Source organism: Bradyrhizobium sp. JHI2711, from assembly GCF_056156565.1.
Map to the genome: position 1 here is coordinate 1,086,500 of NZ_JBPZPT010000002.1, position 15,788 is coordinate 1,102,287.

Here is a 15,788-nt window from a genome sequence, read left to right on the forward strand (position 1 = left end):
GGATTGCTTCGTCGCAAGAGCTCCTCGCAATGACGAACTACGACACCTTCACGCCATGGATCGCGACGACGCGCAGGCTTGGCTTCAGCGTTCCCTCCAATTGCGCCTTCAATTCGTGAACGCGTGGGTCGCTCGACCGCGCCGCACACACACCATATTGATGGACGGATCGCGCCAGCGCGCGCCGCGCTTCCGGCGTTCCCGTCAATTCGGGCGTCGAAAGCCGCAACACGATCGCTGCGAGATTCACCAGCATCTCGTCCAGCGCAACGTCGATAGTCGCCAGATTCCGCATCATCCACTCTCCCTGGGAAGGCAACAGCGGGCCCGGACATGCGTTCCTGAAGGAGCCCGATATGGCTAACGCTTCGTAAACGTCTTGTTCTTGCCGCCTGGCGCGTTAGCCTGGCAGCGAAACAAGAAAATCAGGCGAGGGCAAATCATGGATCGACGCGGTCTCTTGCGTGCGGCTGCGGCATTGCCGCTGACGGAGTTTTTGCCCAGGCAGTTTGCCAAGTTGAAGAAACGCTAGGGCCCTCGCGTTGCGGTCATGAACTTTGTTGTCTATACCCGCGCCGCGTTCTGTTTCCTGCTTCCCGTTTCTCAACAACCCGACGACCGCTACATGATGCTTCGTCTTGTTTGCCTCTTCCTCTTCGCACTGTGCCTGGCCGGCCCCGCGCAGGCGCAAACCAACCAGCCGGCGACGGTTGCCAAGCCGGCAAAGAACGCGCCTCCCAAGCCGGCACCTGCTTCGCAGTCCACGCCGCAAGCTGCAGGACCGTGCGTCGGCGTGATATCGCTGCTGGGCGATCGCTTCATCGTGAAGAAGATCGGCGTGACCGTGTTCGGCAACGAGAACAAGGAGGTTCCGGTCGACGGTTTCGGGCTCGATGACCTCGTTGTTGAACGTGTGAGGGCCGCGGTCGGCTCCGGTTTTGTCGTCCGCAGGATCGCTGCCGATAGATCCGCATTCAGTTCCTACGATCCGGGGCTTGGCATGTTCGTTCGCAGCGACAAGGCCGGCGCCATCGTCCGCCAAGTTGCCGGTCAGGCCGGATGCAAACGCTATGTCGTCGTGATCAAGGGAATACGCCAAGGTGGATTCTTCGGCATCGGTGTCATGAAGGTCAGCCCGCTGTACGACATGGCCGACATCTACGCGGTCATACGGATCTACGTTCATGACGGGCAAAGCTTCGATATTCTGAAGAGCGGCGAAGGCTCGATCAGCGGAAGCAACTTTATGACCGGGCCGCCGACGCTGCGTATCGATTGGGCGCAGTGGCCAGAACCGCCGGAAGCCGCCAACAATCCAGTGATGCGCGCGTCAACCCGGCAACTGCTCGGCAACGTCCTCGATAAGAGCCTGCCTACCCTGTTGCAGTCGCAGTAGTTGGGGAGATGCGGCCACCGGCCGCCCCCTCCAGGCCCCGCCGGGGAGGGTGCAAGCGCACGGCTATCGCAACACAATCCATTCCGGTTAGGCTGCCTCCCAATCACGAAAACAATCGGGGAGGTACCCACCAATGAACCGCCGCGAACTTCTGAAGGCCGCTGCCGTGCTGCCCCTCGCACAGGCGGCTTGCTCTCGATCAAGCTTTGCCCAAGCTCTTTACCCCTCGCGCAACATCACCATGATCGTGCCGTTCCCGGCCGGCGGGCAGGCCGATCTCGCTGCGCGACCGGTCGCGACGGCGTTGGAGCGGATCCTCGGCAAGCCCGTGATCGTCGACAACCGGGCGGGAGGCGGCGGCGGATCGGTCGGCAATGCCGCGGCCGCGCGTGCCGAGCCCGACGGTTACACGCTGCTGATGACGCTGTCCTCGCTCGCGGTGCTCCCCGAGGCCGACCGGCTGTTCGACCGACCCGTCGCCTACGAGGTCTCGCAGTTCATGCCGATCGCGCGCGTGCTCGCCGATCCCACGCTGCTCGCGGTGCCGGCCTCGGCGCCCTGGAGAACCGCGCAGGATTTCGTCGAGGATGCGAAGAAGCGGCCGGGCCAGATCGCCTATGGCTCGTCCGGGCCGTACGGCACGCTGCATGTGGCCATGGAGATGTTCGCGAGCAGCGCCGGCATCAAACTGCTGCACGTGCCGTTCCGCGGTGCAGGTCCTGCGCTGACCGCGATCCTCGGCGGCACCGTGCAGGCGATCACCGCTGCACCCGGCACGCTGAAACCGCAGGTCGACGACGGCAAGCTGCGCGTGCTCGGCAATTGCGGCGCGCAGCGCATCGCGAGCTTCCCTGATGTGCCGACCTTCCAGGAGCTCGGCTACAAGGATGTCGAGTTTTACATCTGGGCCGGGCTGTTCGCGCAGAGCGCTCTCCCTGCGCCGATCGCGATTCGCCTGCGCGAGGCGATGACGCAAGTGATGACGAGCCCTGATGTGCTCAAGGCATTCGAGACCTCGGGCAGCCTCGTCGCCTATCAGGACGCGCCGGCATTCTCTGAGTTCGTCGCGACCGACAGCAAGCGGCTGATCGCGGCGGTGAAGAAGATCGGCAAGGTGGAGTAGGGCCGTTCAGAATTCGCTGCGGACCAGGCCGCGCAGCGTGTGACGGTCGTATCCCGGCGCGAACGCGCCCTCGTACGAGGCCTTGAACGATGTCGCGGTCGTCAGGTCCCACCGGATTTCGGCGCCGGCAAGCGCCACCGTGCGCGCGCGCTCGACGCCGGTGATCGCGAACGGAATGCCGGGTGCGCCTTCCAGCGCCGCCGTCGTGGTTGCCGCGCTGCCGGTAAACTCATGACGAACGGCAATGGTCGCGCCGAACTGTGCCGCGTGGCCATTCGGCATCATCATGCGCTGGCTGCCGCGCAGGCCGGCCGTGCCATAGCCGAGGTCGAAACTGCCGCCTCGCACCAGCTGATTGACCCCCGGCGCACCGGCCTCTGAAAGACTGCCCTGGTGTGTCGCGTACCAATCAGCCTTGGCAAAGGGCTCGGCGACAAGACCCCATCCGGTCTGGAACGGCCGCGAGATGCCCAGCGAAGCGGCAAAGGTGTTTGCACGCGAGGCGGCAGTTGCCGTCTCGCCGAGGAACGCGATCGTGCGCGAGGAGTCGAGTGCCGCAAAGGAATAGCTGATCGCCGATGCGAGATTGAAGCCGCCGGCTTCGCCGCGCGCGTAGACGCCGGCATGCCCGGCATTGGCCTCGATACGGTCGGCGCGGCCGGTCATTCGCAGTTGGCCGGTCGATGCGCCGACCGCGAGGCCTGCCGTAAAGCCCGGCATGTGCCAGAGGTCGGCACCGAGCGCGGCGCCGGCGATGGTCGTGTTGGTTCCGAAGGCAATGTCGCTCGCGGCCACCTTGTCCCAATTGCCATAGCCGCCAAACCAGACGCTCTGCATCGGCGCCGCGCGGCGGCGGTTCAACGCCTTGCCGATCGGGTCCCTGGGCTCCGGCGCGTAGGCGGACGCGGTCATCCGAACGGTCTCGCCGCGCGACTGCGTCCCGGCATTCCACATGAAGCTCTGGAACATGTCGGCCTGATCCGCAACGAAGCGGCGTCCATCGGCGTGGATTTGACCGGCCAGGTCGTCGAGGCCGGCCTTGATGCCTGGCGTATTGAGCGCGGCGAGTGTGTTGATCGCAGTGGCCAGCGGTCCCGATGCGCCGCCGAGCTGTGCCTGGTCGAGTGCGCCGGCCACCGCAGCCTGGTTCGGCGTCAGCGCCGACAACGTTCCGAAGCCGCCGATCTGCTGCAGCAGGAAATAGACGTTGTTGGCATCGTAGCTGAGCTGCCCTGTGACTAGCGGGCTGCCAGAGCTCGTGAGCGCCGCGAACGTGCCGCTGACGCCGCCGGCCGCCGAGAGGATGGTGTATTGCGTATTGGCGATAAAGCCCGCGCCGAGCGGCACGATCTGCACTGTGCCGCCGTTGAGCGTCGCGGTGCCCGTTGCCGCTATTCTGTCGGACTGGCCGGCGGGGTTGATCTCGACCTGGAAGGTCGAGCCGGCATTGAAGGCGACGTTGCCGTTGACGTTAAGCGTCCCGATCGAATTGCCGGGTGCGACTATGCCGCCATTGTTGACGACGATTCCGCCGACGGTGCCGGTGCCGCCGAGATAGCCGCCATTGATCGTGACGACCGAGGGCAATGTGCCGTTCACGATCAGGCCGCCCGCGTCCACTGTCGTCGCGCCGTTGAAGGCGGTGGTGCCGGTCAGCGTCCAGACGGAGTTGCCGTTCTTCTTCAGTTGCTCGAACTCGTCATAGTGCAGGCCGGGGCCGAGATTGCCGAGGTCGAACGTGGCGCTGCCAATGCTGCCGAAGTTCAGCGTGTCGGTACCGCTCCCGCCGCGAACATTCCCGGTGATCGTCGCCCCCGGAGCGAGGCCGAGCTGATCATCACCGCCATTCAGCTCGATCGCTCCGCTGCCGCCGCCCGAGATGGTGCCGGCGTTGAAGATGGTGTCGCTGCCGGAAGAGCCCTGGATGGCGAGGAAGAAGCCGCCGGAGATCGTGCCGCCATTGACGAGCGAATTGCCGCCGGCGATGAATTGCACGCCGGTATGGCCGCCGCCGATCGATCCGCTGTCATAGACGAGGACGACATTGCCGCTCGACGTCCCGCTGATCCGCAGTCCCGTCGTGTTTCCTCCGGTGCCGACGGCCGTCCCGCGAATATTGAGGAGATTGTCGTTCGAATTGTCGATGACGATGGCTGCTTCGGCGTTGCCCGTACCCTCCGCGATCGCACCGGCGGCGATCGTCACATTGTTGTGGGTCGATCCGTTGGAGAGCAGGACCGCTCCGCTGGAGGTCGAGACTGTCGCCTGATTGTTGACGGTGACATGCGAGGCGATGGTGGCGTCGAAAACGATCGCAGGTATGCCGGCGCCGGGCAGTAGCGATGTCGTGGTGCCGTCGCCGACATTGACGGTGACGTTGGTGCCGCCGGTGGCGTTGATGTGATCGGTGTTGCCGAGGCCGGTGCAGGTTGCGACATCGCCCGAATTGAGCGCGCCGATCGTGCCGGTGCCTGCCACGGTGCAGGCGGCGCGCGCCGGGCTGGACGTCAGGACCGGGAAGGCAAGCACGAGGGGCGCCAGCGCGGTGGTGACCAGTAGCTTGCGGCGAAAGATTGCGGCCGTGGCGACGTTTTGCGCACAGACCGGTCTTGCAGTCGGCATCGACATTCCCCTCATTGCAGCCCATTGCTAGCGGGAGCGCCGTCATGATTCTTGGCGTCAGGCGAAATGCCTTATGGCGAAAGGCGCAAGAGGCCGGTTTGCTTCTGCCCTGTTGCTGGGGCGCCACGGACCAAGGCGTCAGCGGGAGCTGCCATGGTTCCAGTCGCGCTTTTCACATTTTGTTGTTGGTCCAGAACAAGCTCGCGTCTCATTGATTGAAGAGAATTCGAGAGACTTGGGAAGGATCTGGACATGCGAACAGAGCGGATCGCGCTAGGTGTGGCGCTTGCGGTCGGCGGCATCATGGCGCACAGCGCTGCATCCGCGCAGGAATACCGCGGCACGATGGAACAGCAGATGGCCTGCACACCTGATGTGTGGCGCCTGTGCAGCGATCAGATTCCCGACGTGAACCGCATCGTGGCCTGCTTGCAGCAGAATACGCCACAGCTCTCGAGCGGCTGCCGTGCGGTGTTCCAGTCCAGCAACCAGATGCCGCCGCAGCAACAGGTTCCGCGCGGCCGGGCCGCACCGCCACCACGCTACATTGCTCCGCCGCCTCCACAGCGGCCTTACGACGAGGACGAATAGCGCCGCTCAGGGCCTGTGCTCGCAGACGTCGACCCATTCAGCCGCGGTCAGCTCGGCCATCCGCTCCGGTGTGATGCGCACCGCGCTATGGGTCGAGCCGGCAGCCGGCACGACGACGTCGAATGCCTTCAGCGAGATGTCGCAATAGATCGGCAGCGGCGACTTCAGGCCGAACGGGCAGACGCCGCCGACCTCGTGTCCGGTGATGTCGGCGACTTCCTCCAGACCCAGCATCTTCGGCTTGCCGCCGAACTGCGCCTTGACCTTCTTGTTGTCCATGCGCGAGGTGCCGGCCGCGACGATCAGGATCACGCGCTCGCCGATCCGCAAGCTCAGCGTCTTGGCGATCATTCCCGGCTCGACGCCATAGGCCTCGGCCGCCAGCGCCACGGTCGCGGAGCTGATCGGGGATTCAATGACGGAGATGTCGGGGGCTTTCTCGGCGAAGAAGGCGCGAACGGATTCCAGGCTCATTCCGGGCAGCTCATTCCAATCTTACAGGCGGGCGACGACCCCTAAGCGATTCCCGGCAGCTCGGAGAGGGCGCGGACGCGATGATCCGGCTCAAAGCCGAGCTCGTCCATCTGGGTGCGGATCGCCTTGAACATGGTGAGCGGTGCCACGAGTTCGTTCTCGACGCAAGCCAGCGCCATCGCTTCGGGCGTCACCCGCTCGATCCAGGCAACCTTCAGTCCGAACGATTTTGCCCCGGCGGCGTCCCAGGGATTGGAGGAGACGAACAGAACCTCATCAGGCGCGGTGCCGAGCACCTCGCCGATCAGCTCATAGGCCTGTGGGCTCGGCTTGAAGATCTTTTTCGCGTCGACGCTGATGGTGGCATCGAGCAGGCGGTCGAGCCCGGAATTGCGTACCAGCGCATTGAGCATGTCCGGGCTGCCGTTGGAGAGGATGGCGAGCTTGCGCGGTCTTAAGGCCGCGAGCGTTTCGGCCGCATCCGGATAGAGATCGAGATGCAGATACTTCTCGATCACGCGCTCGAATGCTTCGCTCTCATAGGCGAGTCCGAGCACACGCAGCGTATAGGCGAGCGAGTCGCGCGTGACCGCGTCAAAATCCTGGTAAGCTTGCATCAGCGAGCGCAGCCAGGTGTATTCAAGCTGCTTGATGCGCCAGACCTGCGTGATGATCTCGCCGTAGCCGGGAAACGCATCCTCAGTGACGTCAGCGACCGACTGGATGTCATAGAGCGTGCCATAGGCGTCGAAGACGACGGCTTTGATGGGCATCGGCTGTCCTTCCGGGGTTGTGGTCACAAGAACTCCGATTGGGGCGTGCGTATAATTCGTCAGCTTACCAGAGCAAAGCGGACGTCTGCCACTGCAGGTGTGATCGGCAGCTTGTGACCCAAGACAGACATTGCCGGGTAGTCGCTATAATTTGAACTCTATTCTTCATGCAGACGTGCTTAATTGTAGTTGCAGGGCAAATAAGGCGCTTCGTCCCATGCCGAAATGGCTTGTTGTACTTGTCGCTCTCCTCGCGGCTACGGCCTACGTCCCTCAGGTCCGCCACAGTGTGATCAACTGGCTTAAGACGCACCCTGCGCTCATTGGACCAGCTCTGACCGTCGCCGGAATACTGGCAGTCTTGTATCTGTTCATCGATCCTACCACGGTCCTGTTCTTGGCCGTTGTCGCTGTCGTCTCCGCTCTCGCTGCATTCTTTGACCCAAGAACCTATTCGAGCCGATGAGACCCTCGTATGAACGACAGCTCGCGGCCCTTGAAGCTTCGTACAGGGAGTTGCTTCTGTCGGCACTACAGGGGTGCGCTAAGGGACAGTGGGGACTCTTCGGCTCGTACGAACGAGTTGGTTTGCGCGACCCCGCACGGGAGGAGCTCCTTGAATTAGGCTCCAAAATCGAGCGCCTGCGCCACAAGTGCGGCATTGAACCCTTCCAGCTCCACGAGCGGTTCCTGCAGATGGGCTCTCGCCTTTCAAACACTCCGGGTGAGCCGAAATTGGCTCAGCGGTGGTTGGACGAACTGACGTAAGCAATCACGCGGTTATGGCCCTTACACAAATGCGCACAGTTTTCCTGCTCTGGCATAGCTATCCGCGCGAAGATGCTCTGGATGAGAATGATACCGAAGATAAACGTCTATAGCAGCGCGGCCGAAGCAGATGCAGCAAGACTGCGCAAGCTGCGCTTTGAGGTCTTTCGCGACTATCCCGATAATTTCCAAGTCAGCGAGATGGAAATCGACAAGGACGCGTGGAGCGAAGGATTCGTCTCCGTGAAAACGTAAAGCGAATATCTCATCGAGCATGGAAGAGCACTCTTTCGTCGTGCCTAAAGAGCGTGAGAGCAATCGCTCCGATACGCGCCCGTTGATTTGGTGGTTCGTCCTCGCCCTTATAGCGCTAGTTGCGTCGCAAGTTATGCGGCTGCATCAACATCAAGCGGCAAGTTGGCTTCTCTGGGACTATGTGGGTCGGATCACTGCTCTCACCATTTTGGCGGCAGTGCCTTCCGCTCGGATCGCTGCATTTCGAACAGGTGGACGTCAAATTTCACTTTTTGAGATTGTCCTTTGGATCGTCGGAATTTGCTTGCTAGATCGCTTTGTCCAGTTGCCGCAATCTTCCCTCAATGCGGCATTCCCTACAACCGTTCTCGGCGCATATCCGCACCCGACCGGATGGCTAAAAGCGTTCGATCTTTTTTTAGGCTTAGCCTTGGTAGCTATCAGCGAAGAAGTCATATTTCGCCGATACATCCGGCTAGCATTCCAGCCTTATCTGGGTGACGGCATTTTTGCCGTTCTCACGACGTCAGTTTTGTTCGGCGCAATTCATTGGTGGGCCGGCCTTGGTAATGTCCTTTCTGCGGCTACTGTTGGCCTTTTCCTCATGTTAATGCTGCGGCGGTCGGGTGTGCTATGGCCGGTGGCGCTCGCGCATTACCTGCTAGATTTGATCAATTTCGCCTAACGCGCCTTGCAGGTTCGGAAGTCATACGACTGCTCCGGGCCCGAAGGGGCCGACGCGATACCTCCGTCGGATGTCGGCTGCTCGGGGTGTAACGGACCCGATATGCTCGACCTGAGTTCTTCCGGGCGTGACCCGAAGCGGACCTGATGCTTTCAGTTTCCGAGGCCACTCGAGCAGCCATATCCGAGGCAATAGTTGTAGATCAGGCGACCTTTGATCCCTAGTTCGCGCGGAGCCTCTGCAGCCGCTTCACGGCAAATTCGTCGCCTGGATTTAGTCTTAAGACGGTCTCGTAGTCGCGATACGCACGATCAAGCTCACCTGCCCGTTCATAGGCTAGCCCTCGGTACCTGAGGGCTGTAGTCGAATTGGGGTCGAGTTCGACAGCCTTATCCAAGCTTTCGATCGCGGCCTTCTCATTCTTCAATGTGATCTGAGCGACTCCGACGCCCACGCGAAGTCGATAGGTATCGCTTCGCGTGAGATGTCCGAGTGCCAACGCCTTGTCGTAATCCTCCAGCGCGGTTTGCGGTCGGCCCGAACGATTGTAGGCCTCGGCCCTTCCAAGCATGAATAGACCTGATGTCGGCTCAAGCTTTATCGCTTCGTCAAACCGTGTGATCGCTTCGTCAAATTTGCCCTGCTCCATAAGCGCCAGCCCCTGACCGTTGGGGAAAGCTCCGTTATCCGGGAACAGCCTCGCCGCAGCGGTGTAGTCGGCCAGCGCAAGCTCGAAGTGACCTCGGTGGTGATAGAAAAAGCCGCGGTCTCGATAAGCGCGCTGGTCGGTAGAGCCGACCATTTCGACGGCCGCGGTAAAATCGGCTTCGGCTTGGTCCCATCTTTTTGCCAGCTGAGCGGTTACACCCCTCATCAGCAGCAGCTCCGCCCGGTCCTTGAGACTGAATGGCTGCTCGAGCCCTTTGGAGTAGATTTGAATGGCTCGGTCAAAGTCCAGCTTGCTTACGGCAACGGCAGCAGCCGTCTGGTAAGTCTCGGCGTCAGACGCAATTGCCGCAGAACAGAAGGGCCAGAGCACGGACAGGAAAGCAATCCCGCGCAGGACCCGCCTTAGCTCTAAACCCACTTTCATTTGCTGCTCCGGGCTGAAAGACGCTCTTGCCGATGGTAACTCAATCGGCAGCAAGGCCCCATGGAGCACTGCAACGTTAACGCGGATTTCGGTTAAACAATCGTCAAGCGAGTAGAGGCTATTCGCCATTGCGAAGCTGGATAGCGTGGCCTTCGCATGTCATTTGTTGGCCCAAGTCGGACGCAAGTCGAGTTGCGGCAACGCGCTGCTATCAGGGGCGGAGCAGACTTCGGACGACGAGTAGCGCGAGCTAGCCGGTCGGCTGACGTCCTGGCCGCGTCCAGGTCGCCCGCTCTGCGAACACCCGGCTGACCTCCGCCATGTGCTCGGTGCCCCACGTGCAGAGCGGCACCAGCGCTTCGGCGAGGCTCTGGCCCAGAGGCGTGAGGCTGTAGTCCACCCGCGGCGGCACCTCCTTGTAGTCGGTCCGCTTCACGAGGCCATCGGCCTCCAGCTCCTTGAGCTGCTGGATCAGCACTTTGTCGCTGACGTCGCGTATGGCGCGCCGAAGCTCGCCGTAACGGGTCGGTCCGTCCTGGGCGACAAAGTACAGGATCAGCGGCTTCCACTTGCCCGAGACGACCCGCAAGGTCGCATCCAAGCCGCAGGTGAAGCCGGGCAGGTTCGGCGTGCAACGTTGGACGTCTGCTTGGGCTTGCGCCGGCGGGGAGATGAGGTCTGTACGATCTGACGACATTTTTTGAGTACTTACCAAAAGGTGCATACTTGTGGTCAGGTAGGTAGGCCGCCAGCTCAGTGCAACCTCAATGAAGGAGCACATCATGAGCAGACTACAAGGCAAGACGGCGGTGGTGACGGGCGGTGGAACGGGCATCGGGCTCGGAGCCGCGAAACGGTTCGTCGATGAGGGCGCATTCGTCTACATCTTCGGGCGACGGCAGGAGCCACTCGACGCCGCGCTCGCGCAGCTGGGGTCCTCGGCGCGCGCAGTCAGGGGATCGGTCACCGACTTGTCCGACCTCGACCGACTGTATGCGACGGTGAAGGCCGAACGCGGCAATGTCGACGTCCTGTTCGCCAATGCCGGGACCGGCGCGTTTGCGCCGCTCGGCCAGATCACCCCCGAGCACTACGATCAGATCTTCGATGTCAATGTGAGGGGGCTGGTGTTCACCGTGCAGACAGCCCTGCCGTTGATGCGGAGGGGATCGTCGATCATCCTGACCGGCTCGAGCACGGGCGTGATGGGGACGCCGCAGTTCAGCATCTACAGCGCGACCAAGGCCGCAATCCGCAATCTGGCGCGCAGCTGGGCGCTGGACCTGCGCGGCACGGGCATCCGCGTCAACGTGCTGTCGCCGGGGCCGACCAAGACGGAGCTGGCGCTGGAGGTCGTGGGCGAGGAAGCCTTCGATGCACTCGGCAGCGCCACGCCCATCGGGCGCGTCGGCGACCCCAGCGAGACCGGCGCGGTGGCCGCATTCCTGGCGTCCTCGGACAGCAGCTACATGACCGGCGGCGAGGTCTTTGTCGATGGAGGCTTGGCTCAAGTCTGAAGCCTTCGTCTGAGTGCGAGGGCTTTGGTCAATGGGATCGAAGCCCTCATGCGCTGCGATGAGGATACGATTAGAGCGAAATGGCTTTAGGTTGAATTGATCGGTGGGGCTCGTTCACCTCTCCCGCTTGCGGAGAGGCATAGGCGGCCTCTGGCCGCCGTTCTCTAAGACGCCGATGCTTCGCATCGGCTATGGCGCCGGGTGAGGGCTTTGTCCTCTTGGGGATTGTCCCTTTGCGGAAGCACCCTCTCCCGACTCGCTCCCGCAAGCCTGCGGGAGAGAGGGCACCTCTGTTGTTGCAGCGATAAAGCACTCGGCGAGCCATACGTGATGCCGCTGTCCGATCAGATGCGTCATGAGAAAGCTCCCCGCATCATCTTCGGTGGCGCCCACGCAGAGCCCGCCGTTGCATCATACTATTGCGTTGTCCCATCCGCCGTAATGGGCGGCGCTACGGGTGCCGCGTGGCAGGCTCAGCCCGATGAGGAGGACACCGGTTGCAACGTTGGCTATCGTCGCCGTTGTCGTGGCGCCGTCGAGGACAAAGGGGGAGATTGCCACCCATGCTCCGAGCGCGACGTTGGCGAACCGCGCGGCACGCGCCACCTCCGCCATCGCCGTAACGGCGACGAGGATGACAAGGCAGCCGGTGATATGGTCGCTGAAGTAGAGGATCGGGCTCGTGCCGAAGGCAAGCGGCGTGATCATCAGCAGCATTCCAAGGAAAGAGCTCGCGACCAGCGTCCAGGGAAAATTGACGCCGCCGGTGACTATGTCGCGCAGCACCGCCGATAACGGGCGGTCGAGATCGGGCGTCGGCGCCTGCTTCTCGGAGAGCGCCGGGCCACCGCGCCAGAAAGTGCGCCAGAACGGCTGGCCCGCCTGCTTCGCGCCCCAAAGATACTGACAGCTCGCCAGTACCTCATCTATCGAATAGGGGATGAGCACTATCGTGATCGCGGCCTGGATGATGCAGAGCGTACACAGTGCACCGATCAAAGGGGGCTGGATAATGATGAAGCTGACGCTCACGAGCCCGAGCGGGATAACCAGTAGGCCGAACAGAATCACCATCCATGGCATTGTGCGCCAGCGGCGACGGTCGCCGATCGCGCCTGCCAGGGCATCTAGCGCGTAGGCGAAGGCGCCAAACCCGGCATCGGCGACCGGAAAGCCCTTCGAGACCCAGGAGGTCACCACCGCCTCGCTGCCATTGGCGACCGCTGCATCACCTGGGCCGAAGAAAGGATCCCACAAGCCGTCGATATGACCGAGTTGATAGGCGGCGAGATAGCGCGAGACGAACAGGCCGACAAAGACCAGAGCAATGATGTGGAGGCGCTGGCTGAATGTGGATGGCGAGTAGGTCCAGCCGAGGGGGCGATCATCGTCGGCGGCGAGGGCTTGGCGGCTGATGCCCGGTGTTGGAGGAACCATCACCGCGAGCGTCACGATCAGCATGCCAGCAAGCGTATCGGTGGCGTAGGCTCCAGCGCTCGTGGTCCAGAACACGAGAGGTGCGAACATGACCCATATGCCGACGGCAGCGGTGAGCCACTGCAACCAGCGCCAGCGCCGACGCATGCCGATGAGTGCGAACGCGACGACAAGAATGCCGGACACGATCTCGCTGATGCCGAGCCTGCCGTCACGTGTCTCGGGCGAAGCGATCTCATGTCCCAGCGCCGGTGGAATTGGCGCCGCGGATGGATCGAAGAGACCAAGCGTGACAGGCGAGGCGACGAGCCACAGTCCAATCGCTGCATTGGTCAGCGGCGCCCAGAGCGTGCGCGCCCGATGCCGTTCCGTCTCGGCCTCAACCTCATCTTTCGAAGGCTCCACCGATTGCCGCAGTCTCTCCGCGGCCTGGTCGAGCTCGGGTTCGGAAGCGGCGACCGTCGCAGGATGAAGTTTGTTCGTCTCGTACCAGTCCGTCGGGTCGACCTTAAGCCGCCGGATCATTTCGGGCAGCGTGGCGGTCAGACTGTGTCGGGGTTTCCACCCCAAGAGGCTCCTCGCTCGCGAAGTATCGATCTCATAATGGTCGTCGGCATTCTCGATCATCCACGACTTGATGTCGGTATCCTGATCGAGAACCTTCTCCTGCATCCAAGTGCCGAGCTTCGTCATCTCTTTCGGGAGGGACATCGTCCGCCATCTCTCCCCATGCACAAGCTGGCCAATCCGCCTCTGCATCTCGTCTTAACTCGGCGTTTCCTCTTCGCCAATGAGCAGTGTCGTTTCATCAGCAAGATCATTGCGTCGATCGACCACGCGTACCACGGCCTCGACGAGGTCGTTCTTGTGGAGATAGGGCTGGCCAGTGGTGATGTCGCCGGTGAAGAGATAAGCGGTCGGCAAGCGCTCGAAGATGCGGGCGATCTGCTGCGCGATGAATGCCGCACGGCAATCCTCGTCATAGACACCTGCAAGCCTCAGGATCGCGACCTTGATGTTGCCATGCTCGTTCAGGATCAGGGTCTCGGTCTTCGCCTTTGACTGCGGATAGGCCCAAGCTGGTTCGATCGGCGAATCTTCATCGATCTTTCTTCCCTTTGCCGAGCTAGGAGCATGCACGAGCAGCGTGCTCGAGAAGACGAACTGCTCCGTGTCGAATGCCTGAAGGGCCGCCAGCAGTCGGCGCGTTCCCTGAACGGTGACGGCATCGTATCTCGGGTTGTCCTCGCCGGTCGTGTCGTAATAGGCGGCAAGGTGAATGACCGAGGCGATCCGACGGCCTGTTCGCGCACGAACCTGGTCCAGCGCCTTCGCCACGATTGCATCCGAGGTGAGGTCGATCTCAATCGTCTCGATGCCGGACAACGGCTTCTTAGGGCGGCTGACATCGAGGCCGATGACCTGGTAACGATCCATCAAGCCGCGCGCGATCGCCTGGCCGAGAAAGCCGCTGCTGCCGGTGATCAGGACGGTGGGGCGAGACATGGCATTCGCTGCTCAACGTGTCTTAGCGAACGACCCGGGTACCCGAAAGTTTCCCTCCAACCTGCTTTTGCGTCCTGGATCGCCGGAGTATCACGCGCCCCATCCACCTACTTCGACGCCGCTGGTGAGCAGCCCAAGCTTGAATCGGGTGGAATCACACAACGTCGTGAGGTCGATGTGGACCGCGGCCCGGCCGCCAGCCTGAAAGAACTGTGGGTACGATGTCGGTCGCTCTGACGTACCCAGAGGATCCGGAGCAGGCGGCGCGCGTCGTGTTCGAGGTACTCTACGCGCCGTCCGAATCCGGACCAGAGATGGAAGGGATACGCTAGGCTACGCCAGCCGAGATGTACCCCGTGGCCAAACCTAGTTGCATGCCGGTTTCATGGAAGCGGATCGTCTAGATCCCCAGCAGCTTGCGCGCGTTCGCCTTCAACACCTTCGGCCGGATTTCGTCGCGGATCTCGATCTTGGCGAAATCGGACAGCCAGCGGTCCGGCGTGATCACCGGCCAGTCCGAGCCGAACAGCATCTTGTCCTGGAGAATCGAGTTGATGTAGCGCACCAGGATCGGCGGGAAATACTTTGGCGACCAGCCCGACAGGTCGATGTAGACGTTCGGCTTGTGGGTCGCGACCGAGAGCGCCTCTTCCTGCCAGGGGAAGGATGGGTGGGCGAGAATGATCTTGAGGTCGGGGAAATCGGCCGCGACATCGTCCATGTACATCGGGTTGGAATATTTCAGCCGCATGCCCATGCCGCCGGGCATGCCGGAGCCGACGCCGGTCTGGCCGGTGTGGAACAGCGCGATCGCGCCGCCATTGTTGATCTCTTCGTAGAGCGGATAGGCCATGCGGTCGTTGGCGTAGAAGCCTTGCATGGTCGGATGGAATTTGAAGCCGCGTACGCCGTATTCCTCGATCAGCTTGCGCGCCTCGCGGGCCCCGAGCTTGCCCTTGTGCGGGTCGATCGAGACGAAGGGGATGAGCACGTCGAGATGCTCGGAGGCGATCTCCAGCATCTCCTCGTTCTTGTAGCGGCGGAAGCCGGTCTCGCGCTCGGCATCAACAGGGAAGATCACCGCGGCGATGTTCTTGGAGCGGTAATAGGCCGCGGTCTCCGGCACGGTCGGCGGATGCTTGTGCGGCGACTTGAAATACTCCGCCATCTGCGCCTGGAAATCGTCGTAGCCGTCGTCGGGATGGGTGCCGCAGGGCTCCTCGGCATGGGTGTGGATGTCGATGGCGACGACTTTGTCGATATCAGGCAGCTTCAGCTTCGGCATGGGTGTCCTCCCGACGGGTTGCCGAATTGATTATAGGATATAACGAATTTGGCAAGGCGCTGGTGGCGGCGAAAGCGCAGGTAGCGACAGTCTTTGCCGGGCCTGACCTCCAATGGGCCGGATCGGGCCGATCCGGCCGCTTCTACTGTGCATGGGGTTGTTTTCGCGATTTTGCTCGTTGGGAGCCTGGCAGTTAACATTGACATGACCTCCCGCCATGCCTTAAGAACCGCTCCGTCCCGGGCGGTCGGTCCGCCAGCGGG

13 protein-coding genes and 1 pseudogene are annotated in these 15,788 nt (G+C 62.1%); 6 read left to right on the forward strand and 8 right to left on the reverse strand.

The window, feature by feature from the left end:
- Positions 1-37 precede the first annotated feature (37 nt).
- Positions 38-295 (reverse strand): hypothetical protein, encoded by a 258-nt coding sequence (locus ACTEK7_RS17640; RefSeq protein WP_036021169.1) that lies wholly within the window; start codon positions 293-295, stop codon positions 38-40.
- 255 nt (positions 296-550) lie between these two features.
- Between ACTEK7_RS17640 and ACTEK7_RS17645 the strand changes: the two genes are divergently transcribed.
- Both ACTEK7_RS17645 and ACTEK7_RS17650 read left to right on the forward strand, forming a co-directional pair.
- Positions 551-1,396, forward strand: coding sequence for an alpha/beta hydrolase family protein (locus tag ACTEK7_RS17645; protein WP_225146300.1), 846 nt, complete (start codon positions 551-553; stop codon positions 1,394-1,396).
- A 133-nt stretch (positions 1,397-1,529) separates the two neighbouring features.
- Positions 1,530-2,519 carry a Bug family tripartite tricarboxylate transporter substrate binding protein gene (locus ACTEK7_RS17650; RefSeq protein WP_225146301.1) on the forward strand — a complete coding sequence of 330 codons (990 nt, stop codon included), beginning with the start codon at positions 1,530-1,532 and terminating at the stop codon, positions 2,517-2,519.
- 6 nt (positions 2,520-2,525) lie between these two features.
- On the opposite strand, the gene ACTEK7_RS17655 is transcribed toward ACTEK7_RS17650, so the two are convergent.
- Positions 2,526-5,141: an autotransporter outer membrane beta-barrel domain-containing protein gene (locus ACTEK7_RS17655; protein WP_225146302.1), complete on the reverse strand. Its 2,616-nt coding sequence runs from the start codon at positions 5,139-5,141 to the stop codon at positions 2,526-2,528.
- A 252-nt stretch (positions 5,142-5,393) separates the two neighbouring features.
- On the opposite strand from ACTEK7_RS17655, the gene ACTEK7_RS17660 reads away from it, so the two are divergent.
- Positions 5,394-5,732, forward strand: coding sequence for a hypothetical protein (locus tag ACTEK7_RS17660; protein WP_035997417.1), 339 nt, complete (start codon positions 5,394-5,396; stop codon positions 5,730-5,732).
- A 6-nt stretch (positions 5,733-5,738) separates the two neighbouring features.
- Here ACTEK7_RS17660 and ACTEK7_RS17665 read toward each other — a convergent pair whose 3' ends face one another.
- Complete coding sequence (locus ACTEK7_RS17665; RefSeq protein ID WP_035997420.1) at positions 5,739-6,206, reverse strand: YbaK/EbsC family protein; 468 nt, start codon at positions 6,204-6,206, stop codon at positions 5,739-5,741.
- Positions 6,207-6,247: 41 nt separating this feature from the next.
- Positions 6,248-6,979: a haloacid dehalogenase type II gene (locus ACTEK7_RS17670; protein WP_035997422.1), complete on the reverse strand. Its 732-nt coding sequence runs from the start codon at positions 6,977-6,979 to the stop codon at positions 6,248-6,250.
- Between the two features lie 849 nt (positions 6,980-7,828).
- On the opposite strand from ACTEK7_RS17670, the gene ACTEK7_RS17675 reads away from it, so the two are divergent.
- Both ACTEK7_RS17675 and ACTEK7_RS17680 read left to right on the forward strand, forming a co-directional pair.
- On the forward strand, positions 7,829-8,002 hold the full coding sequence (locus tag ACTEK7_RS17675) for a hypothetical protein (protein ID WP_225146303.1): 174 nt from the start codon (positions 7,829-7,831) through the stop codon (positions 8,000-8,002).
- Positions 8,003-8,021: 19 nt separating this feature from the next.
- Positions 8,022-8,687 (forward strand): CPBP family intramembrane glutamic endopeptidase, encoded by a 666-nt coding sequence (locus ACTEK7_RS17680; protein WP_225146304.1) that lies wholly within the window; start codon positions 8,022-8,024, stop codon positions 8,685-8,687.
- Positions 8,688-8,907: 220 nt separating this feature from the next.
- On the opposite strand, the gene ACTEK7_RS17685 is transcribed toward ACTEK7_RS17680, so the two are convergent.
- Together ACTEK7_RS17685 and ACTEK7_RS17690 are read right to left on the reverse strand one after the other, a co-directional pair.
- Positions 8,908-9,780: a tetratricopeptide repeat protein gene (locus ACTEK7_RS17685; protein WP_162131141.1), complete on the reverse strand. Its 873-nt coding sequence runs from the start codon at positions 9,778-9,780 to the stop codon at positions 8,908-8,910.
- A 250-nt stretch (positions 9,781-10,030) separates the two neighbouring features.
- Positions 10,031-10,402 carry a winged helix-turn-helix transcriptional regulator gene (locus ACTEK7_RS17690; protein WP_036021178.1) on the reverse strand — a complete coding sequence of 124 codons (372 nt, stop codon included), beginning with the start codon at positions 10,400-10,402 and terminating at the stop codon, positions 10,031-10,033.
- A gap of 160 nt (positions 10,403-10,562) precedes the next feature.
- Between ACTEK7_RS17690 and ACTEK7_RS17695 the strand changes: the two genes are divergently transcribed.
- The gene (locus tag ACTEK7_RS17695) at positions 10,563-11,297 is read left to right on the forward strand and encodes an SDR family NAD(P)-dependent oxidoreductase (RefSeq protein WP_225146305.1); all 735 of its coding nucleotides are present in this window, start codon (positions 10,563-10,565) and stop codon (positions 11,295-11,297) included.
- Between the two features lie 411 nt (positions 11,298-11,708).
- Here the strand turns inward: ACTEK7_RS17695 and ACTEK7_RS17700 are convergent.
- Positions 11,709-14,240 (reverse strand): annotated as a pseudogene (locus ACTEK7_RS17700) (NAD-dependent epimerase/dehydratase family protein).
- A gap of 400 nt (positions 14,241-14,640) precedes the next feature.
- Positions 14,641-15,525, reverse strand: a complete 885-nt coding sequence (locus tag ACTEK7_RS17705; RefSeq protein ID WP_036021159.1) for an amidohydrolase family protein — start codon at positions 15,523-15,525, stop codon at positions 14,641-14,643.
- Between the last annotated feature and the right edge of the window lie 263 nt (positions 15,526-15,788).

Excerpts from the sequence above, each read along its gene's own strand:
- ACTEK7_RS17640 (WP_036021169.1), bottom strand. The coding sequence starts at position 295 with ATGCGGAATCTGGCGACTATCGACGTTGCGCTGGACGAGATGCTGGTG.
- ACTEK7_RS17645 (WP_225146300.1), top strand. The coding sequence starts at position 551 with ATGAACTTTGTTGTCTATACCCGCGCCGCGTTCTGTTTCCTGCTTCCC.
- ACTEK7_RS17650 (WP_225146301.1), top strand. The coding sequence starts at position 1,530 with ATGAACCGCCGCGAACTTCTGAAGGCCGCTGCCGTGCTGCCCCTCGCA.
- ACTEK7_RS17655 (WP_225146302.1), bottom strand. The coding sequence starts at position 5,141 with ATGCCGACTGCAAGACCGGTCTGTGCGCAAAACGTCGCCACGGCCGCA.
- ACTEK7_RS17660 (WP_035997417.1), top strand. The coding sequence starts at position 5,394 with ATGCGAACAGAGCGGATCGCGCTAGGTGTGGCGCTTGCGGTCGGCGGC.
- ACTEK7_RS17665 (WP_035997420.1), bottom strand. The coding sequence starts at position 6,206 with ATGAGCCTGGAATCCGTTCGCGCCTTCTTCGCCGAGAAAGCCCCCGAC.
- ACTEK7_RS17670 (WP_035997422.1), bottom strand. The coding sequence starts at position 6,979 with ATGCCCATCAAAGCCGTCGTCTTCGACGCCTATGGCACGCTCTATGAC.
- ACTEK7_RS17675 (WP_225146303.1), top strand. The coding sequence starts at position 7,829 with ATGAGAATGATACCGAAGATAAACGTCTATAGCAGCGCGGCCGAAGCA.
- ACTEK7_RS17680 (WP_225146304.1), top strand. The coding sequence starts at position 8,022 with ATGGAAGAGCACTCTTTCGTCGTGCCTAAAGAGCGTGAGAGCAATCGC.
- ACTEK7_RS17685 (WP_162131141.1), bottom strand. The coding sequence starts at position 9,780 with ATGAAAGTGGGTTTAGAGCTAAGGCGGGTCCTGCGCGGGATTGCTTTC.
- ACTEK7_RS17695 (WP_225146305.1), top strand. The coding sequence starts at position 10,563 with ATGAGCAGACTACAAGGCAAGACGGCGGTGGTGACGGGCGGTGGAACG.
- ACTEK7_RS17705 (WP_036021159.1), bottom strand. The coding sequence starts at position 15,525 with ATGCCGAAGCTGAAGCTGCCTGATATCGACAAAGTCGTCGCCATCGAC.